General features: G+C 67.9%; 20 protein-coding genes, 1 tRNA gene, 1 other RNA gene and 1 pseudogene. 15 read left to right on the top strand and 8 right to left on the bottom strand.

From position 1 onward, the window contains the following. Nucleotides 1-40: 40 nt before the first annotated feature. Nucleotides 41-933: pseudogene (locus tag ASF57_RS13820) on the top strand (IS630 family transposase); the annotation flags it as partial. A gap of 11 nt (nt 934-944) precedes the next feature. Here the strand turns inward: ASF57_RS13820 and ASF57_RS13815 are convergent. After that, nucleotides 945-1,028: transfer RNA gene (locus ASF57_RS13815), tRNA-Leu, on the bottom strand. Nucleotides 1,029-1,221: 193 nt separating this feature from the next. Between ASF57_RS13815 and ASF57_RS13810 the strand changes: the two genes are divergently transcribed. Beyond that, nucleotides 1,222-1,803 carry a YqaA family protein gene (locus ASF57_RS13810; protein ID WP_056179590.1) on the top strand — a complete coding sequence of 194 codons (582 nt, stop codon included), beginning with the start codon at nt 1,222-1,224 and terminating at the stop codon, nt 1,801-1,803. A gap of 2 nt (nt 1,804-1,805) precedes the next feature. Then, nucleotides 1,806-2,294, top strand: coding sequence for a disulfide bond formation protein B (locus ASF57_RS13805; RefSeq protein WP_056484215.1), 489 nt, complete (start codon nt 1,806-1,808; stop codon nt 2,292-2,294). Between the two features lie 12 nt (nt 2,295-2,306). Here the strand turns inward: ASF57_RS13805 and ASF57_RS13800 are convergent, their stop codons facing one another. From ASF57_RS13800 to ASF57_RS13785, 4 genes are all read right to left on the bottom strand, one after another. Further along, nucleotides 2,307-2,798, bottom strand: coding sequence for a DUF1178 family protein (locus ASF57_RS13800; protein ID WP_056484212.1), 492 nt, complete (start codon nt 2,796-2,798; stop codon nt 2,307-2,309). Nucleotides 2,799-2,835: 37 nt separating this feature from the next. Then, a complete protein-coding gene (locus tag ASF57_RS13795) occupies nt 2,836-3,684 on the bottom strand; it encodes a carbon-nitrogen hydrolase family protein (protein ID WP_056484209.1) in 849 nt (282 codons plus the stop codon). Continuing rightward, nucleotides 3,681-3,938 carry a glutaredoxin 3 gene (grxC, locus tag ASF57_RS13790; RefSeq protein WP_056179577.1) on the bottom strand — a complete coding sequence of 86 codons (258 nt, stop codon included), beginning with the start codon at nt 3,936-3,938 and terminating at the stop codon, nt 3,681-3,683. Before grxC ends, ASF57_RS13795 begins: the two co-directional genes overlap by 4 nt. Before the next feature lie 93 nt (nt 3,939-4,031). Beyond that, the gene (locus tag ASF57_RS13785) at nt 4,032-4,388 is read right to left on the bottom strand and encodes a response regulator (protein ID WP_003603128.1); all 357 of its coding nucleotides are present in this window, start codon (nt 4,386-4,388) and stop codon (nt 4,032-4,034) included. Between the two features lie 207 nt (nt 4,389-4,595). Here ASF57_RS13785 and ASF57_RS13780 point away from each other — a divergent pair, with 207 nt between their 5' ends. The 3 genes from ASF57_RS13780 (at nt 4,596) to ASF57_RS13770 (ending at nt 8,571) form a co-directional block, all read left to right on the top strand. After that, a complete protein-coding gene (locus ASF57_RS13780) occupies nt 4,596-5,504 on the top strand; it encodes an N-formylglutamate amidohydrolase (RefSeq protein WP_056484206.1) in 909 nt (302 codons plus the stop codon). 165 nt (nt 5,505-5,669) lie between these two features. Then, nucleotides 5,670-7,835: a methylmalonyl-CoA mutase gene (scpA, locus tag ASF57_RS13775; protein WP_056484203.1), complete on the top strand. Its 2,166-nt coding sequence runs from the start codon at nt 5,670-5,672 to the stop codon at nt 7,833-7,835. 142 nt (nt 7,836-7,977) lie between these two features. Further along, nucleotides 7,978-8,571 (top strand): YgjV family protein, encoded by a 594-nt coding sequence (locus tag ASF57_RS13770; RefSeq protein WP_056484200.1) that lies wholly within the window; start codon nt 7,978-7,980, stop codon nt 8,569-8,571. Here ASF57_RS13770 and ASF57_RS13765 read toward each other — a convergent pair. Beyond that, complete coding sequence (locus ASF57_RS13765; RefSeq protein ID WP_056484196.1) at nt 8,553-10,088, bottom strand: YifB family Mg chelatase-like AAA ATPase; 1,536 nt, start codon at nt 10,086-10,088, stop codon at nt 8,553-8,555. The genes ASF57_RS13770 and ASF57_RS13765 overlap by 19 nt on opposite strands. 160 nt (nt 10,089-10,248) lie before the next feature. On the opposite strand from ASF57_RS13765, the gene ASF57_RS13760 reads away from it, so the two are divergent. Then, entirely contained in the window at nt 10,249-10,512 is a 264-nt protein-coding gene (locus ASF57_RS13760) for a PepSY domain-containing protein (RefSeq protein ID WP_156376127.1), read from the top strand. A gap of 39 nt (nt 10,513-10,551) precedes the next feature. Here ASF57_RS13760 and ASF57_RS13755 read toward each other — a convergent pair whose 3' ends face one another. After that, a complete protein-coding gene (locus ASF57_RS13755) occupies nt 10,552-11,016 on the bottom strand; it encodes a DUF5991 domain-containing protein (RefSeq protein ID WP_056484193.1) in 465 nt (154 codons plus the stop codon). Nucleotides 11,017-11,168: 152 nt separating this feature from the next. Between ASF57_RS13755 and ffs the strand changes: the two genes are divergently transcribed. From ffs to ASF57_RS13740, 4 genes are all read left to right on the top strand, one after another. Next, nucleotides 11,169-11,267, top strand: an RNA gene (gene ffs, locus ASF57_RS24800) — signal recognition particle sRNA small type. Between the two features lie 67 nt (nt 11,268-11,334). Further along, entirely contained in the window at nt 11,335-13,257 is a 1,923-nt protein-coding gene (locus ASF57_RS13750) for a DNA polymerase III subunit gamma/tau (RefSeq protein WP_056484190.1), read from the top strand. Between the two features lie 65 nt (nt 13,258-13,322). Then, entirely contained in the window at nt 13,323-13,643 is a 321-nt protein-coding gene (locus ASF57_RS13745) for a YbaB/EbfC family nucleoid-associated protein (protein WP_056484187.1), read from the top strand. 357 nt (nt 13,644-14,000) lie between these two features. Next, nucleotides 14,001-14,306 (top strand): hypothetical protein, encoded by a 306-nt coding sequence (locus tag ASF57_RS13740; protein ID WP_156376126.1) that lies wholly within the window; start codon nt 14,001-14,003, stop codon nt 14,304-14,306. 81 nt (nt 14,307-14,387) lie between these two features. Here ASF57_RS13740 and ASF57_RS13735 read toward each other — a convergent pair whose 3' ends face one another. Further along, nucleotides 14,388-16,004 carry a phosphoenolpyruvate carboxykinase gene (locus tag ASF57_RS13735; RefSeq protein WP_056484178.1) on the bottom strand — a complete coding sequence of 539 codons (1,617 nt, stop codon included), beginning with the start codon at nt 16,002-16,004 and terminating at the stop codon, nt 14,388-14,390. Between the two features lie 440 nt (nt 16,005-16,444). On the opposite strand from ASF57_RS13735, the gene recR reads away from it, so the two are divergent. The 4 genes from recR to truA all read left to right on the top strand — a co-directional run bounded on the left by recR (nt 16,445) and on the right by truA (nt 19,515). Then, nucleotides 16,445-17,050, top strand: coding sequence for a recombination mediator RecR (gene recR / locus ASF57_RS13730; protein ID WP_056179548.1), 606 nt, complete (start codon nt 16,445-16,447; stop codon nt 17,048-17,050). A 114-nt stretch (nt 17,051-17,164) separates the two neighbouring features. Continuing rightward, entirely contained in the window at nt 17,165-17,680 is a 516-nt protein-coding gene (locus tag ASF57_RS13725) for a peptide deformylase (protein WP_056484175.1), read from the top strand. A gap of 106 nt (nt 17,681-17,786) precedes the next feature. Continuing rightward, entirely contained in the window at nt 17,787-18,731 is a 945-nt protein-coding gene (gene fmt / locus ASF57_RS13720) for a methionyl-tRNA formyltransferase (protein ID WP_056484172.1), read from the top strand. 19 nt (nt 18,732-18,750) lie between these two features. Next, a complete protein-coding gene (gene truA, locus ASF57_RS13715; RefSeq protein WP_056484169.1) occupies nt 18,751-19,515 on the top strand; it encodes a tRNA pseudouridine(38-40) synthase TruA in 765 nt (254 codons plus the stop codon). Nucleotides 19,516-19,609 lie beyond the last annotated feature (94 nt).

Below are 19,609 nucleotides of genomic sequence, written 5' to 3'. Positions count from 1 at the left end.
TTGCACCTATCTGTCGGGGATATCCGCACGGAGGTGACCCATGGCCCGTGGTCCAAAACCTGCTCCTCTCCATCTGACTGAGGACGAGCGCACGCGCTGGGCGGGGCTTGTCCCGTCGCAATGTCGGCCAAGCCTTGGCTCAGCGCGCGCGGATCGTGCTGGCCTGCGCTGAGCCAGGATCGACCAACAAGTGGCGCTGCCCGTGATCTCGGCGTCAGCCGGATGAGCGTCACAACGTGGCTCGCCCGTTTCCTCACCCATCGCCTCGACGGCCTCGTCGACCTGCCCCGCTCCGGCGCGCCACGTGTCGTCACGGACGCGGCCATCGAAGGGATGGTCACCCTCACGCTGGAGAGCCAGCCAGAGAATGCCACCCACTGGTCGACCCGCGCCATGGCCCGGCGGGTCGGCATGAGCCAGAGCATGGTCTCGCGGGTCTGGCGTGCCTTCGGGCTGCAGCCGCACAAGACCGACACCTTCAAGCTTTCGACCGATCCCGCCTTCGTCGACAAGGTCCGGGACGTGGTCGGCCTCTACATGGCTCCGCCGCATCGTGCTTTGGTGCTGTGCGTCGACGAGAAGCCGCAGATCCAAGCGCTGACGGGCACGGCCCCCGTGCTGCCGATGCGGCCCGGCCAGCCGGAGCGCCGAACTCACGATTATCGTCGCCAGGGTACGACCGACCTGTTCGCCGCCCTCGACGTCCAGGTCGGGACGGTGATCGGCCACTGCACAGGCCGGCATCGTTCGATCGAGTTCCGCGACTTCCTCGATCAGATCGAGGCGGCCGCCTCAGGCGATCTCGAAGCTGCGATCCACGCCTACATCGACCAAACCAACGCCGATCCAAAGCCCTTCGTCTGGACCAAACCCGCTGATGCGATCCTCGCAAGCGTCGGACGCGTCTGTCAGAGAACCTCTAACTCATACCACTCGAGTGGTACTGGTGCCCGCGGAGGGACTCGAACCCCCACGCCTCTCGGCTTCCGATTTTGAGTCGGACGCGTCTACCATTCCACCACGCGGGCACTCAGCGAATGTCCTGCCGCGCGCGCCGCATCCTGTCAACCGAGACTCCGGGGTCCTCACGCGGGTCAAGAGCGGCCATCTGGCCGAGGGCGGTTCTAGTTTGTTGCGAATGCGGTGCGCGCGCGCTCGCCAGCGGCGGCGCCGTATGATCAAAGGACGCCGCCCGCCACCTCTAGCCTTTCCGGACCCCTCATGATCCGTCGCCTCTACGAGTGGATCCTCGCGCTCGCGGGCAAGCCTTCGGCACCCTACGCCCTCGGAGCCGTGGCCTTCGCCGAAAGCTCGTTCTTTCCGGTTCCGCCCGATGTGATGCTGGTGCCGATGGCGGTGAGCCGGCCCGACCGCGTTTGGTTCTACGCCCTGATCACCACCCTCGCCTCCGTGGTCGGCGGTCTCGTCGGATACGCCATCGGCGCCCTGCTGTTCGACTCGGTCGGACAATGGGTGTTCCGGGTCTATGGCCTCGCCGACAAGGCGGCGACCTTCCAGGCCTCCTATGCCGAGTACGGGCACTGGGTGATCCTGCTGAAGGGCCTGACGCCAATCCCGTTCAAGCTCGTGACCATCACGTCAGGCTTCGCCCATTACGATCTGTTCTGGTTCGTGATCCTGTCGCTCCTGACGCGCGGCGCCCGATTCTTCATCCTGGCGGGACTTCTGGGCCGCTACGGCGTTCAGATCCGGGGGGTGCTCGACCGGCACCTCAACGTGGTGGCGGCGATCGCGATCGCGGTGATCATCCTCGGATTCGTGATGTTCAAGGTGCTTCTGTAGACATGGACGACACCTCGCTCCTGCGCTTGCGCCGCGCCGCCCTGTTGGTTCTCGTCGGGTCGGTGCTGACCCTGGCCGGCGCCTGGTACTTCCAGTGGTGGCTCGGCTACGTGCCGTGCAAGCTGTGCCTGACGGAGCGGATTCCCTATTACGCGGCCATCCCGCTCGCGCTTCTCGGACTGTTCCTGCCGGCCTGGGGAGCGCGCCTCGTGCTCGGGTTGGCAGCTCTCGGGTTGCTCTACGGGGCGGGCCTCAGCGTGTACCATGCGGGCGCGGAGTGGAACATGTGGGCCGGCCCCACCGATTGCGGGGGTGGTGCCGGCGCCAATCCGGCCGCAGTCGGTGATTTCCTCAATGCCCTGCAGATCACGCGGGTGGCCGATTGCTCGACGGCGGCCTGGCGCCTGTTCGGCATCTCGCTCGCAGGCTGGAATGCCCTGATCGCCTTCGCGCTCGCCTCGGTGTCCGGAACGGCCGCGCTGAAGCGCTGATGCGCTGAGGCCTCAGTGCCGGTCGTCGGATCCCGGCGGGAGCGGGAGGACCGCGATGCCCTCGTCGAGGAGGGAGCGGGCCTCGTCCAGACTGGCCTCGCCGTAGATCGCACGGGTCTCCGCCTCACCATAATGTTGGCGTCGGGCCTCCTCGGGGAAGCGACGACCAACATCGTCGGCGTTTCGGGTCGCCTGCTCGCGTAGGGCTTGCATCATCGCGCGCAGGCGCTGCTCCGGTTCGGTCATCGCCAATTGGGGCGCTGTCTGGGGCGCCACGGACGGCAAGGTCTCGGCCGGCGCGACCTCGGCGGAGGACGGAACGGTCCGTCCCCCGCGATCCGTCCGGGCGACGGAGGGGGCCATCATGCTCTTGCCGACCCGTGCCGATCCGCAGACCGGACAGGACACCAAGCCCCGCGCGACCTGGGCGTCGAACGAATCGCTCGACGGAAACCAGCTCTCGAAGCTGTGGTCGGCCTCGCAGACGAGCGTGTAGCGGATCATCGGGCTTACGGTTTTTGGCCAGTGGCGCGTGACGCGATCAGGAGGACAGCCCCACCCGCTCGACCGTGAAGGGACGGGCGTGCTGGAGCGCCGGAATGCGGGCACGGGCGTCGGTGACGCGGGACAGGTCGATCTCGGCCAGGATCACGCCGGGCTCGGCCCCATCTGAATCGGCCAGCACCTTGCCCCATGGATCGACGATCAGGGAATGGCCGTAGGTGTCGCGCCCATCTTCGTGGTGCCCCCCCTGGGCCGCCGAGATCATGAACGAGCCGGTCTCGATGGCGCGCGCCCGGTGCAGCACGTGCCAATGCGCCTCCCCCGTCTGCTGGGTGAAGCAAGCCGGCGCGGTCAGAATGGTGGCCCCCGCCTCGGCCAGCGCCCGGTAGAGCGCCGGAAAGCGGATGTCGTAGCAGATGGCCAGGCCGATCGGTGCCCAGGGCGTGTCGGCCACGACCGCACAGGCGCCGCCCGTATAGGTGGCGGATTCACGCCAGCGCTCACCGTTGGGCAGATCGACGTCGTAGAGATGCAGCTTGTCGTAGGAGGCGGTGATCGCCCCCTCGGCGTCGATCAGGAAGGCTCGGTTGGCGACCTTGTCGCCGTTGCGGATCGCCAGCGATCCGATCTGGATGACGATCCCACGCTCGCGGGCCACCTCGCGCAGGGCGGCCAAGGTCGGGTCGTCGTCCTGAGCGGTGACCTTCTCGAACAGGCTGGTTTTGCTGCGCTCGACCAGGGAGGTCATCTCCGGCGTCTGCACATAATGCGCCCCCGCATCGGCAGCCTCCCGCACCAGCGCCACCGCGGCATCGCGGTTGGCGAGGGGATCGCGGCCCGAGCGCATCTGCACGCAGGCGGCGGTGAAGACGGGCGCGTCGCTCATGCGGCCACCAGCGGATCGAGCTTCCCGGCGCCGTTGAGAGCGTAGAGGTCGTCGCATCCCCCCACATGGGTGTCGCCGACGAAGATCTGCGGCACGCTGGTGCGGCCGCCCGCGCGCTGGACCATGGTTGCGCGCGACCCGGACGTCTTCTCGACGTCGATCTCGGTGAAGGCGATGCCCTTGTCGCGCAGCAGGCTTTTCGCCGCCGAGCAGTACGGGCACCACGCAGTTGTGTAGATCGTGACCGGCTTCATCGTCGAAACGCCCCATCCAATCCCACCAGCATATAGGCGAGCGTGATGGCTCTTCCTACTGCCTGGATTCTCAGGGATGGTCGGCGATGACGCTCAGGCAGCCAGCAGCTTCTCGACCTCGTTGACGAGATCGCGCAGGTGGAACGGCTTCGACAGGACCTTGGCGTCCTTCGGAGCCTTGGAATCCGGGTTCAGGGCCACGGCCGCGAAGCCCGTGATGAACATCACCTTGATGTCCGGGTCGAGTTCGGTGGCGCGCCGCGCCAGCTCGATCCCGTCCATCTCGGGCATCACGATATCGGTGAGGAGAAGCTCGAACGGCTCCTCGCGCAGGCGGTTATAGGCCGACAGCCCGTTGTCGAACGACAGCACGTCGTAGCCGGCGTTCTGCAACGCCTTAGCCAGGAAGCGGCGCATATCGTTGTCGTCTTCCGCCAGGAGGATCTTCATCGAGCGGCGTCCCGTACTCTTGATTCGGTGTGTTCTTTCCACAAAGCACCGGCTTGGTAAACAGAACGTTGCCAAGCCGTCCGGCGCGGGTGTCCAACGGCACCCGAACGGTCGGCTCGGGGTCCGCTCCGCGCTGGACAGGCCAGCCGGCAAAACGCAAAGTGATGCCATGCGTTGTCCCGTCCGCACCGAGGCGCCCGCGCCGCGATGACCGAGCCCTCCCAGACCTCAGACGCGTCCCGCGTGACGGCCTTCGATCCACCTTTCACCGTGGACGAACCGGCGGCGCATACCCTTCCGTTCGTCTTCAACACGCCCCATTCCGGCGCGGTTTACCCGGCCGCCTTCCTCGCCGCCTCCCGTCTCGACAGTCTCGCCCTGCGGCGGTCCGAGGACGCGCATGTGGATCGCCTGTTCGCCCCGGTGGTCGATCTCGGAGCGCCGCTGATGCGGGCGCACTTTCCGCGTGCCTTCCTCGACGTGAATCGGGAGCCCTACGAACTCGACCCGCGCATGTTCGACGGACGCCTGCCAGCCTTCGCCAACACCCGCTCCATGCGGGTGGCAGGCGGCCTCGGGACGATTCCGCGGCTCGTGGCCGACGGTCAGGAGATCTATCGCGGGCGTCTGCCCGTGGATGTCGCGATCGAACGGATCGAGACCCTGTATAAACCCTATCACCGGACCTTGCGCGGGCTGATCCAGCGCACGGCACGGCAGTTCGGGCACGCCATCCTGATCGATTGCCACTCGATGCCCTCGTCGAGCCTCGGGCGCGACGAGGCGGCGCGGGCCGACATCATCCTGGGCGACCGCTTCGGCACGGCCTGCGCACCGATCCTGATCGAGGCCTTCGAGCACCACTTGCGTGCGCGAGGCTTCCGCGTCCTGCGCAACAAGCCCTACGCGGGCGGCTTCATCACCGAGCATTACGGCGAACCGAACGTCGAGCGCCACGCCCTCCAGATCGAGATCAATCGCGGCCTCTACATGAACGAGGCGACCCTGGCGATCACGCCGGGGTTTTCGGATCTGATCTGGCACCTGCGGTGCGTCGTGGCGGCAGTGGCCGCCGAGGTCCAGGGCCTCGCGCCCTCTCGGATGGCCGCCGAATAGCCTCGGCGCAAAAAGGATTTGCGTCGAAGCCGAAAAGATTTGTCCGGTTCCCGCGCGAAAGTGACGGTTTTGCCGGCCCCATTGGGCCGAACTCCGGTTAGGAGTAGCCCAGACCGGGCGCGCACCTATAATGCAGGCACGCCGCCGCCGCACGAGCCAGAGCCCATGACGTCTCGCATCCCCGACTTCGCGACCGTTTCCTACGCGGCCGATGCTGTTCCGGCCCCGGTGCCGCCCACGGGCGAGCCCTGGATGACGCCCGAGGGCATCCCGGTGAAGGGCGTCTACGGCCCCGAGGACCGCGAGGGCATCGAGTTCCTGAATACCTATCCGGGTGTGGCCCCTTACCTGCGCGGCCCCTATCCGACCATGTACGTGACCCAGCCCTGGACCATTCGTCAGTACGCGGGTTTCTCCACGGCCGAGGATTCGAACGCCTTCTACCGGCGCAACCTCGCCGCCGGGCAGAAGGGCCTGTCGGTGGCCTTCGACCTCGCCACCCACCGGGGCTACGATTCCGACCACCCGCGCGTCTCGGGCGATGTCGGCATGGCGGGCGTGGCCATCGACTCGATCTACGACATGCGGACGCTGTTCTCCGGCATCCCCCTCGACGAGATGACCGTGTCGATGACGATGAACGGCGCGGTGCTGCCGATCCTCGCCCTCTACATCGTCGCGGCCGAGGAGCAGGGCGTGCCGCCCGAGAAGCTCGCCGGCACGATCCAGAACGACATCCTCAAGGAGTTCATGGTCCGCAACACCTACATCTACCCGCCGGCGGGTTCGATGCGGATCATCGGCGACATCTTCGCCTATACGTCGAAGCATATGCCGAAGTTCAACTCGATCTCGATCTCCGGCTACCACATGCAGGAAGCGGGCGCGACGAACGATCTCGAACTCGCCTACACGCTGGCTGACGGCGTCGAGTACATCAAGGCGGGCTTGGCGGCCGGCCTGACCATCGATCAGTTCGCCCCGCGCCTGTCGTTCTTCTGGGCGATCTCAACGAATTTCTTCATGGAGATCGCCAAGATGCGGGCCGCGCGCCTGATCTGGGCCAAGCTCGTCAAGGAATTCGAGCCGAAGAGCGACAAGTCGCTCCCCTTGCGGACCCACAGCCAGACCTCGGGCTGGTCCCTCACGGCGCAGGACGTGTTCAACAACGTGACCCGCACCTGCATCGAGGCGATGGCGGCGACGCAGGGCGGCACCCAGTCCCTGCACACCAACGCGCTCGACGAGGCGCTGGCCCTGCCGACCGACTTCTCCGCCCGCATCGCCCGCAACACCCAGCTCTTCCTGCAGCAGGAGAGCGGCACCACCCGCATCGTCGACCCGTGGGGCGGCTCTTATTACGTCGAGAAGCTGACGCAGGACATCGTCGCCCGCGCCTGGGAGCATCTGCGCGAGGTCGACGAACTCGGCGGCATGGCCAAGGCCATCGAGGCCGGCATCCCGAAGCTGCGTATCGAGGAGGCGGCTGCGCGCGCCCAGGCGCGGATCGATTCCGGTCGCCAGACCATCGTGGGCGTCAACAAGTACAAGCCCGACGACGACCGGGCCATCGAGCTGATGCGGGTCGACAACGGCAACGTCCGCACCCTGCAGATCGACAAGCTGAAGCGCCTGCGCGCCGAGCGCAGCCAAGCCGACGTCGACGCGGCGCTGGCCGCCCTCACGGCCGCCGCGCAGGGCCAGGGCAACCTGCTCGAACTCGCGGTCAGTGCGGCGCGCGCGAAGGCGACCGTGGGCGAGATCTCGGATGCGCTGGAGAAGGCCTGGGGCCGTCACCGGGCCGAGATCCGCTCGATCTCGGGCGTCTACAAGCGGGAGGTGGGTGGCATGTCGCCAGTGGTCGAGACCGTTCGCAAGCTCGTTGAGGCCTTCGAGGAGAACGACGGACGTCGCCCGCGCATTCTCGTCGCCAAGATGGGGCAGGACGGGCACGATCGCGGACAGAAGGTCATCGCCTCCGCCTTCGCCGATCTCGGCTTCGACGTGGATATCGGGCCGCTGTTCGCGACCCCGGCCGAGGCGGCCCGTCAGGCCGTGGAGAACGACGTCCATATCGTCGGCGTGTCGTCGCTGGCTGCCGGCCATCTGACCCTGGTGCCGGAACTGAAGGCGGCGCTGACCGAGCAGGGCCGCGGCGACGTGATGATCGTCATCGGCGGCGTCATCCCGCCCGGCGATTACGATGCGCTCTACGCCGCCGGCGCCTCGGCGATCTTCCCGCCCGGCACCGTGATCGCCGACGCTGCCGTGAAGCTGATCGAGGAATTGAACGGCCGTCTCGGCTACGCCGCGCGGCAGGCCGCGGAGTAAGACGGGGCACCACCCGGTCTGCCCCTGTTGCGCCTGAACGACAGGCGCGACGGGGTGCGTCCTTCGTTAACGAACCGGTTACCATGACGACCTAGCGCCATCGGCGAATGCGGCGCGCTCCTGCGCCGTTCGAGCGCAAACCATGGCCGTCACCGTCCTCGCCCAGAGCCTCTGGGATGCCGCGAAACTTCACCTCGACCTGTTCGGGACCCTCGGTCTCCTCCTCGGCTTCATCGCCGGAATCATGCCCCATCGGCATGGAATGCTCCTCGCCTCCGCGGCCTGTGCCGCCTGCTTCGGCCTTCACTATCTGCATCTCGGTGCTCTGACCGGCACGGCGATGTGCGGCATCGCCCTCCTGCAAAACCTTGTCTCGGTGCAGGCCATCCGACCGACCGGCCGAGCGGCCTGGGTTGCCCCGCTCTTCGCGGCCACCACCCTGATGGCCGCAAGCCTGACGGTGATCACCTGGAACGGCTGGCCCTCGGCCTGCGCGGGGCTCGGCACCCTGCTGGCAACCGCGGCCCGGCTTCAGGGCGATCCACAGGCGATGCGGCGGTTCTTCGTCGGCGCCAGTCTGTGCTGGGCCGGGCACAACCTTCTCGTCGGCTCGGTCTTCGGCCTCACCTGCGATCTTCTGACCCTGTCCGGCCTCGGCCTGTCACTGGCCCGCCACCACTTCCGGCGTCCGGACACGCAGGCCCTTCCGGTGGCGCATCACGCCGCCGCCGGCTGATCCGAGCGTCCGCGATAGGACAGGGCCTCGGCCAGGTGGATGCGGCGCACGCGAGCCTCGCCGTCGAGGTCGGCCAAGGTTCGGGCGACCCGCAGCGTGCGGTGGAAGCCGCGCGCCGACAGCCGCATGGTCTCGGCGGCCGAGCGGATCAGCGCGGCGCCCTCGGCATCGGGGGCCGCGACCTCCTCGATCACCGGGGGCGGACAGGTTGCATTGGTGAACGATCCAGCAGCCTCGTGTGCGGCGTAGCGCCGGGTCTGCAACGCGCGGGCGACTGCAACCCGCGCCGCCATCTCGGCGGACCCGTCCGGGGGCGGCGGCAGGATCAGGTCCGCGGCCGTGACCGCGCCGACCTCGATGCGCAGGTCGATGCGATCGAGGAGCGGCCCCGAGATGCGGGCACCATACTGTGCGATGCAGCGCGCATTCGGCCCCTTGCGACAGGCATAGCCCGGCTCCAGCGCCTGACCGCACCGGCACGGGTTCATCGCGGCGATGAGCTGGAAGCGGGCCGGATAGGTCACGCGATGATTGGCCCGCGCGATCATGATCGTGCCGGTCTCCATCGGTTGGCGCAGGGAATCGAGCACCTGCGGCGTGAACTCGGGCAACTCGTCGAGGAACAGCACGCCGCCATGGGCCAGCGATGCCTCGCCCGGGCGGGCATTGATGCCGCCGCCGACCAGGGCCGCCATCGAGGCGGAATGGTGCGGCTGGCGAAACGGGCGCCGGCTCGAAAGAGCGCCGTCCTTCAGTTCGCCCGCCACCGACTGGATCATCGAGACTTCGAGAAGTTCGCGCGGTGCCAGCGGCGGCAGGATCGAGGGCAGGCGCGCGGCCAGCATCGACTTTCCGGCCCCGGGCGGCCCGTTCATCAAAAGATTGTGCCCGCCGGCCGCCGCGATCTCGAGCGCGCGCTTGGCGCCCTCCTGGCCCTTGATGTCCCGCAGGTCCGGAAGGGCGGCGCCCGGCGCGGCGATCGCCGGTTCGGGCCGGGCCATGATCTGGGTACCCTTGAAGTGATTGGCAAGCTGGATCAGCGAGCGCGGCGCCAGCACGTCGAGGTCACCGCCCGCCCAGGCCGCCTCCGGTCCGGTCGCGGCCGGGCAGATCAGCCCGAGGCCGAGGGCGTTGGCCGCCATCGCGGCGGGCAGGACGCCCGAAACGGCGGTGATCGTTCCGTCGAGGGCGAGTTCCCCGAGAACGCAATACCCCGCCAGCGCATCGGCCGGCAGGGCGCCGATCGCCCCCATCACCGCCAGCGCGATCGGCAGGTCGTAATGCGACCCCTCCTTGGGCAGATCGGCCGGGGCGAGATTGACGGTGATACGCTTGGCCGGAAGCGCGAGGCCGGAGGCGATCAGCGCCGAGCGCACCCGCTCGCGGGACTCCGCCACGGCCTTGTCGGCGAGGCCCACCACCGTGAAGGCGACGATTCCCGGGGCGATCTGGACCTGAACATCGACGGCTCGCGCCTCGATGCCCTCGAAGGCCACGGTGGCGACGCGCGTGACCATGCTGGACCGACCCCGGCTGGAAGATCGGATGACCCTAGGGGGCAGTTCACCCGCACACAACCGTAAGACGCACGACTCCGAGGACGGCGGCAGGAACCTCGTCCTCGCTCGGCGGTTCGGGAGGGGTCAGGAACAGTTCCTCCAACGGTAAGGAGACATCATGTCGATCAAGATCACCGGCCTCGCCGCCATCGCTCTCGGCCTCACATTCACCGGTTCCGCCTTCGCAGACCGGATGCCGACTCCGGACGAGCAGACCAAGATCGAAGCCGTGCTGAAGCAGGAAGGCTTCACCAAGTGGAAGAAGATCGAGGTCGAGGACGACGAGATCGAGGTGGATGACGCCATCGACGCGAACGGCAAGCAGTTCGACCTGGAACTCGACCCGAAGACCTTCGCGATCGTGAAGCGCAAGGCCGAATAGTCCGCAGCCGACAGGCGAGCCGGCCCGCCCTGCGAGCCGTCAGCCCTTGCGGGCGAAGGAGGTGCCGGCCGGTGCGGACGAGCCGGCACCGCTCGGATTCAGGGCCCGCCACTGGGTCGAAACGGCCTCGCCGACCCGGCGTATCTCGAACAGATTCGTTCCGACGTCGTACAGACGCGTGCCGTAGGCGTTGACGATGCGGCCGTCACCGAAGGTGTGGAAGGACACCATTATGCTGTCCACCGTGCCTGCGGCTTTGCAGACGATGGTCTCGTTGGTCTGGAACCCTTCGATCCGCAGCACGCAGTCGCGGTTGCCCCGGCCCGGAGCGATGTCGAGACGATAGGTGACCACGATCGGCGAGCCGCCCACCGTCCGGCCACCGTCATGCTCGTAGACGTAGCTGCCCGCCCAGACCCACGGGGCTTTCTCCGCCGCCGACGCGACGGATGCGATCATCAGGCAGGGCAGCAGCGCCAGGGCGTGGGTGAATGGTCGCGTCATCGATGGACTCCGGCTCGGATCGTGGGCCAAGACCATCAAGGCTCGCGCGCGGATCGGGCAATTTCCAGGCATGCCGATCCGGGCCGGAGGCCGTCCATCGGTTCCTGTCTTCGCCGGCTTGCATCCGCCGCACAGCCCGGCCATATAGCGCCTGGGAGGTTGGCGAGGGACGTTTCACTCGCCAACCGGGTCAGGTCCGGAAGGAAGCAGCCCTAACGAGACCGAGCGGGTCTTCGTCCAGCCTCCCACCTCGATCGATGCCTCGGGCTCGCGTGGCGGCACCCTCCGACCGGAGCCGCACCAACCCAGCAAGGCGGCATGGACGCGACCTCCGGCCCTATGAGCGATTCCGGGCTCCTGCCTGGTCTTCCTGAGACCGCGCCGGCGGCCACGCCCTACCGGGTGCTGGCCCGCAAGTACCGCCCCCAGAATTTCGACGATCTGATCGGCCAGGGCGCCATGGTGCGGACCCTCGCCAATGCCTTCGCGGCCAATCGCATTCCACAGGCCTGGATGCTGACCGGCGTCCGCGGCGTCGGCAAGACCACCACGGCCCGCATCCTGGCCCGCGGGCTGAACTATGTCCGCGACGGACACCCCGATACCGGTCCGACCATCGCGATGCCGGAACTCGGCCGACATTGCCGGGCGATTATGGAATCACGGCACATGGACGTGCTGGAGATGGATGCGGCCTCCCATACCGGCATCGACGACGTGCGCGGGATCATCGACGGCATCCGCTACTCGCCGTCCGAGGCCCGCTACAAGGTCTACATCGTCGATGAGGTCCACATGCTCTCGGAGAAGGCGTTCAACGCCTTCCTCAAGACGCTGGAGGAGCCCCCGCCGCACGCCAAGTTCGTGTTCGCCACCACCGAGATCCGCAAGGTGCCGGTGACCATCCTGTCTCGCTGCCAGCGCTTCGACCTGCGCCGCGTCGAGGCCGAGACACTGGTCGGGCATCTCGCCCGCATCTGTGCCGCCGAGAACGTGGAGGCCGACGCGGAGGCACTGGCGGCGATCACCCGGGCGGCCGAGGGCTCGGTTCGCGACGCCCTCTCGCTGCTGGACCAGGCCATCGCGCATGGAGCCGGCCTCGTCAGCGCCCAGAGCGTGCGCGACATGCTCGGGCTCGCCGATCGCGGCCGCATCGTCGACCTGTTCCAGGCGGTGATGCGCGGCGACATTCCGGCCACCTTCTCGGAGGTGCGCGGGCAATACGAGGCCGGCGCCGATCCGGCCGTGATCCTCTCCGACCTTGCCAGCTTCACCCACCTGGTCACCCGTCTCAAGCTGGTGCCCGATGAAGCCGCCGCCGACCCGACCCTGAGCGAGGCGGAGCGCGAGCGTGGCCGTGCGTTCGCCCAGACGCTCTCGGTGCGGGTGCTGTCGCGGGCCTGGCAGATCCTGCTGAAGGCGATCCCAGAGGTCCAGACGGCGACGCGGCCCCTGGCAGCGGCCGAGATGGCGCTGGTGCGGCTGGCCTACGCGGCCGACCTGCCGACCCCGGACGAGGCCCTGCGTCAGATGAAGGCGCAGGCCCTCGCCGCGCCGGCCGCCGCGCCGAACCCGTCCGCTGCCGGCTCGGACACCGCCCCCGTCCGTTCGCAAGATCTCCCGCCGACCCCGTTGCCGGTCCCATCATTCTCCGGGCCGGCAATGGCGGATGCCCGCCCGGCCCTGCCGCCGATCCCGCGCTTCTCGGCCGAGGCGTCGCCGCGCCCCCCCTTGGCGATGGCCGCCGGCGGAGGCGCATCGCGACCGGCCATGATCAGCCCGACCCCGGCTCCACAGCCCGAGGGGCCGCGCCTCCTGCGATTCACCGATGTCGTCGCGCTGGCCGACACCAAGCGCGATATCGGCCTGAAGATGGCCCTGGAGCGCGAAGTCCACCTGGTCCGTTTCGAGGAAGGCCGCATCGAGTTCCGCCTGGCGGAGGGCGGCCGTCAGAGCATCGCCAACGACCTCGCCAGGGCCCTCGACGCCTGGACCGGCCGGCGCTGGATCGTCGCCCTGTCCAAAGAGGCCGGCGAGCCGACCCTCGACGCAACGGCACGCGCCGCCACCGAGACGCGCCATCAGAACGCCGCCGCACATCCGCTGGTGCGCGAGGTGATGGCACGGTTCCCGGGCGCGCAGATCGTCGATGTCCGCGACAAGGCGCCGGAGGTCTCGCCCGCGGCCGAGGCTGCCGTTACCGGCGAGGCCGAGCGCGACGAGCCCGACGACGAGGCATAGTCTCAGGGGCCGCCGCGCCCCAGATGTGATCCATCCCGGTTTCGGAACGAGAGAGGACAGACCCGATGCGCGACCTGATGGGTATCATGAAGCAGGCTCAGGCCATGCAGGAGAAGATGGCCTCCCTGCAGGACGAACTCGACACCGTCGAGGTCTCGGGTGCCTCGGGCGGTGGGGCCGTACGGGTGACGATGACGGCCAAGGGTTTGGTGAAGGGCGTACAGCTCGATCCCGCGATGCTGATCCCCGACGAGCGCGAAATCCTCGAGGATCTGATCGTCGCCGCCGTCAACGACGCACGCGGCAAGGCCGAACAGGTGGCGGCCGAGCGCATGGCCGAGCTGACCAAGGGTCTGCCGATCCCGCCCGGCATGAAGTTGTTCTAGGGGCGACGGATCGTTCTTGGCTCGAGGCAGACCGGACTTTAGCCCCGACCGCAACCGCTTCGTGCCGGTGGGCTCAAGCAGAGCGGCCACAATTTGTTGTCGGGACGCCCATTCCCGACGTCGTTTCGCATCTTGAAGCACAGGTGGTTCGGCGGGAATGCTCGGTCGGACAAGCACGCTCGGACGTGGGGCCGATCGCGATCTGGCCCAAAAGGCTTCCGAGCCTCGTCCGCAGGCAACCGCTCACGGCGAGCATCGGCCCGCGCGCTCTGGATAGCGAGAACAACTCTCGGGTAGGCACTGGTTTCGACGATCGCGGTGGCGAGCTCTTAACAGTTGTCGATGCTTCCTGGCGGCATGGATGAGCAACGCAAGATGGTCCGCGCCGAGACCCACCTGGCCGGGCGCGCCGCCCTGAAACAGGCATCGGCCGAAACCGAGCCCTGCCTGATCCGAAACCTGTCTCCGGTCGGCGCCCGCGTGGTCTTCTGCACGCCGGTGACGGCTCCAGAGGCCTTCGATCTTTTCCTGGATTCGAGCGACCAGACCTATCGTGCGCGGACGATCTGGCACGGGGAGAACGAGGTCGGCGTCGTGTTCCGGGAGGCGCGCGAGAACGCCCCCGACGTCCTCGTCGACCCATCTCCGACCGACGAATCCTGATCGGGATCGGACGGACACGGTCTGCGAGGCAAGACGCTCGGACCAGGACGCGGAGGGCTCCTCCGCGCCCCGGGGTACCTGTCAGGCTGCGGCCGAGAGCACCGGCTCGGCGGCGCGCACATCCGCGTCGACATGGGCTGCGAAGCGCTTGAAGTTCTCCTGGAACATGGTCACGAGCCGGGTCGCGGTCTCGTGGAATGCCGGCTTGTTGTTCCAGGTCTCGACCGGCGACAGCACCTCCGTCTCGACTCCCGGCACCGCCACCGGCACCTGGAAGCCGAAATAGGGATCGCGACGGAACGCGACATGCGCCAGCGAGCCGTCCAGAGCGGCCGTGAGCAGGCGGCGGGTGACGCGGATCGGCATGCGTCGGCCCGTGCCGACGCCGCCCCCGGTCCAGCCGGTATTCACGAGCCAGCAATCGACCGCATGGTGAGCGATCAGGTCGCGCAACAGGTTGCCGTAGACGCTGGGATGGCGGGGCATGAACGGGGCACCGAAGCAGGTCGAAAACGTCGCCTCGGGCGCGGTCAGGCCCCGCTCGGTTCCGGCGACCTTGGCGGTGTAGCCGGAGAGGAAGTGGTACATCGCCTCGGCGCCGGTCAGCTTCGCGATCGGCGGCATCACCCCGAAGGCGTCACAGGTCAGCATGACGATGTTCCTGGGGTGCGCCGCCCGGCCCGTCGCGCTCGCATTGGCGATGAAATCGAGCGGGTAGGCGCAGCGGGTGTTCTCGGTGAGCGAGGCATCGTCGAAATCCGGGACCCGGGTTTCGGGGTCGATCACCACGTTCTCCATCACCGTGCCGAAGCGCTCGGTGGTGGCGTAGATCTCCGGTTCGGCATTGCGCGAGAGGCGGATCGTCTTGGCGTAGCAACCGCCCTCGAAGTTGAAGATGCCATCCCGGCTCCAGCCGTGCTCGTCGTCACCGAGAAGCTGGCGTGAGGAATCGTTGGAGAGCGTTGTCTTGCCGGTGCCGGAGAGACCGAAGAACAGCGCCGAGTCGCCAGCCTCGTCGAGGGCCGCGTTGGCTGAGCAGTGCATCGGCATCACGCCGGCTTTCGGCAAGATGTAGTTGAGGTAGGTGAAGACCGACTTCTTCATCTCGCCGGCATAGGCCGAGCCGCCGATGAGGACGAGCTTGCGCGCGAAATCGATGGCGATCACGGTCTTCGAGCGGCAGCCGTGCCGGTGCGGCTCGGCCTGGAAGCTCGGCAGGTCGATGATCGTCAGCTCGGGCACGTAGGATTCGAGGGTGGCGCGGTCAGGCCGGATCAGCAGGTTGCGGATGAAGAGCGAGTGCCAGGCGAGTTCGGTGAACACCCGGGCATTGACGCCGTGCGCCGGGTCGGCGCCGCCCCGCAGGTCCTGGGCGAAAAGCTCGCGACCCTCGGCATGGGCGAGGAAGTCCGCATACAGGGTCTCGAACTGTTCGGGCGTGATCGCACCGTTGTTGTCCCACCAGATCTCGTTCTCGGTGGCGGCGTCGCGCACGACGAATTTGTCCTTCGGCGAACGGCCCGTATGCGAGCCCGTGGTCGCCACGAAGGCGCCGCCACGGGCCAGCTGTCCCTCGCCGCGGGCCAGGGCCTCCTCGTAGAGCCGGGGCACGTCGAGGTTCCAGTGAAGCGCCTTCAGATTGCGCAGGCCGATAGCCTCGGCGCCATGGGCGGGATTGTACGCACCGGTCTGGGTCACTGTCGTCTCTCCTTGGTCACCTGATCGCGTCGCCGCCACATCGCGGGAAGCCTTGGCGGCTTCTCCAGATTCGTTCAGTCCCGAAGCGTCCGCACGGTTGGTCAGGTCCACCGCACGCAGGTTCTCCGCTCCACGACCGCGCGTCCTCTGCATAAAGGCAGATCGTCTGCCGTCAACTTTCCCGTTGACCGACAAAAAAAATTACATGAGCAAGGCGAGTTGCTGAGCGGAGCTTGAATCGGGCCGCCGAAGCGGTGCATTTCGCGGCGTTTCGGCCCGTCCGGGGGGCGAAATCCGGCCGCGAACCCCCTATCTCAGAGCTTCGGAACGAAACGGGCGCGACCGGGCAGATCGACCCTCCACTGCCGCCTCGCCTGTGCCTGCCACGTCCTACGCATTGTGCCGTGTGGGCGTCTCAACCGTCACGAGATTGTTCATCCATGGCACAAGCCGTCGCCGGTCCCGAGATCGAGCGCCTGATTCAGCTCCTGGCCCGGATGCCGGGCCTCGGGCCTCGGTCTGCACGCCGCGCCGCCCTGCAGCTCATCAAGAAGCGCGAGACGCTGCTGGCTCCTCTGGCCGACGCCATGCGGGTGGCGTCGGAGCGCATCGTCGTCTGCCACGCCTGCGGCAACGTCGATACGCGCGACCCCTGCACGATCTGCTGCGACGAGAGCCGCGACCCGACGACGCTCGTGGTGGTCGAAGACGTCTCCGACCTTTGGGCGCTGGAGCGCTCGGGGGCGGTGACGGCGCGCTATCACGTGCTCGGAGGCGTGCTCTCGGCCCTCGACGGCGTACGACCGGAGCACCTCAACCTCGATAGCCTGGTGGCCCGCGCCGCCGATCCGGCCATGCGTGAGATCATCCTGGCGCTGAACGCCACCGTGGATGGGCAGACGACAGCCCATTACGTCACGGAGTCCCTGCAGGCGCACAACCTGAAGGTCACCCGGCTGGCCCATGGCGTACCGGTGGGCGGGGAGCTCGACTACCTCGACGAAGGGACGCTGACCGCGGCGATCCGCAGCCGTACGCCGTTCTGAGCCTCGTCGTTCGTCCGGTCCCACCCCGGCATTTGACCGGCCTGTGACGCGCCCGTATCTGCGGGGGTTCAGGCAGCCGCCGGCCCCGCACCCCAGTCCAAGTCCGATCGCCCCATGACCATCCGTCCCCTCGTGATCCTGCCCGACGCGCGCTTGCGCCTAGCCTCCGAGCCGGTGGGCCCCGTGACGGACGAGATCCGGACGCTCGCCGCCGACATGCTGGAGACAATGTATGACGCACCCGGCGTCGGTCTCGCGGCAATCCAGATCGGCATGCCGAAGCGTGTCGTCACCATCGACACCTCGAAGGACGAGAACGACCGCCAGCCGCAGGTTTTTCTCAACCCGGAGATCGTCTGGGCCTCGGAGGAGAAGCGGATCTACGATGAAGGCTGCCTCTCGATCCCCGAATATTACGGTGAGGTCGAGCGGCCCGACCGGGTCCGGGTGCGCTTCCGCGACCTCGAGGGCCAGGAGCAGGAGATCGAGGCGGACGGCCTGCTCGCCACCTGCCTCCAGCACGAGATCGACCACCTCGACGGGGTGCTGTTCATCGACCACCTGTCGAAGCTGAAGCGCGACCGGGTGATGAAGAAGTTCGCCAAGGCCGCCAAGCGCGACGGCGTCTGACGCCCGAACGCGGAATGCTGCCAAGACCGGACACCCGGACTGCCGAGCCGGGCAGAAACCGGAAGCTCCGGGCGCCGGAGCCCCTGAAGGGCGGAGACCAAGAGCCATGCGCGTCGTCTTCATGGGCACGCCGGATTTCGCCGTGCCGACCCTTGCGCGCCTCGCGGCCGACGGACACAGCATCGTGGCGGTCTACACCCGTGCGCCGGCGAAGGCCGGGCGCGGCATGGCACTGAAACCCTCCCCCGTGCAGGCGATGGCCGAGCGCCTCGACCTGCCGGTGCTGACGCCCGCCAGCCTGAAGACGCCCGAGGCCTCCGCGACCTTCGCGAGCCATGATGCCGACGTCGCCGTGGTGGTGGCCTACGGCCTGCTGCTGCCGCAGGCCCTACTGGACCAGCCGCGCCACGGTTGTCTGAACCTGCACGGCTCCCTGCTGCCGCGCTGGCGCGGCGCTGCCCCGATCCAGCGGGCCATCATGGCGGGCGACGCGATGAGCGGCGTCGGCATCATGCGCATGGAAGCCGGCCTGGATACCGGCCCGGTGGCGATGGAAGCGCACTGCCCCATCACTCCCGGTATGACCGCTGGGCAACTCCACGACGCACTGATGCCGCTGGGCGCCGACCTAATGGGTCAGGCGCTGCAGACCCTCGAACGCGGCGCGCTCACCTTCACGCCGCAATCCGAGAGCGGCGTGGTCTACGCCCATAAGATTACCAACGACGAAGCCCGCATCGACTGGACCCGACCGGCGCGCGAGATCGCCAACCACATCAACGGCCTGTCGCCGTTTCCGGGGGCCTTCTTCGAAGCCGATTTCGGCAAGGGGCTGGAGCGTGTGAAAGTCCTATCGGCTGAAGCCGTGTCGGCCGCGGCCGTGTCCGGATCAGGGGCGCCCGGCACCCTTCTGGACCTGGAGGCGACGATCGCCTGCGGAGACGGGGCCGTGCGCCTTCGCGCGTTGCGCCGGGCCGGCAAGGGTGGCGTTTCCACCGGAGCCGAGTTCGTGCGCGGCACCCACGCGATGCCCGGAACGGCATTGGCATGACCCGCCCGGGGCAGGCCTGATGCCGCGCTACAAGCTCATCGTCGAGTATGACGGTTCGCCGTTCTGCGGTTGGCAGCGACAGACATCGCAGCCCTCGGTTCAGGCGGCGATCGAGGCCGCCGTCACGCGCTTCTCCGGAGAGGTCTCCGGCCTCACCTGCGCCGGCCGCACCGATACGGGCGTCCACGCCACGCACCAAGTCGCCCATCTCAATCTCGCGAAGGCTTGGCGGACCGATGTGGTGCGCGACGCGCTCAATGCACACCTGCGCCCGCACCCGGTGGCGATCCTCAGCGCGGAGATCGTCGCCGGGGATTTCAACGCCCGCCACTCCGCCACCCGCCGGCACTATCGCTACCGCATCCTCAACCGACGCAGCCCGCCGGTGCTGAACCGTGCCCATGTCTGGCAGGTGCCCTGGCCCCTCGACGTCGCGCTGATGCAGGCGGCGGCCACGCGCCTTCTCGGCCTGCACGACTTTACGGCCTTCCGGGCCGCCGAGTGCCAGGCGAAGAGCCCGGTGCGGACCCTGGATCAGCTCGATGTCGTCGCGATGCCGATGGGCCTGCACGACGAGATCGTCGTCGCCACCTCGGCCCGCGCCTTCCTGCACCATCAGGTCCGCTCGATGGTCGGTACCCTGATGCTGGCCGGCAGCGGCCGGATCACCGCCGACGACGTCTCCGATATCCTCGCGAGCCGCGACCGCAGCCGCTGCGGGCCGTTGGCGCCGGCCTGCGGCCTCACGCTTGTGGGTGTGGAATACGGAGTTTCGACAATCTAAAGGCAATACATTTTACTTTAAGTTGAAATACCGTGGGAATTAGACATCATCGCGAACACCCGGTGCGTGCCGCATCGCGCGATGGATAGGCCCG

The organism is Methylobacterium sp. Leaf117 (assembly GCF_001422985.1).
GTDB lineage: Bacteria > Pseudomonadota > Alphaproteobacteria > Rhizobiales > Beijerinckiaceae > Methylobacterium.
The sequence above is the reverse complement of the archived record's forward strand: the minus strand, read 5'-3'. Positions and strand labels throughout refer to the sequence as shown.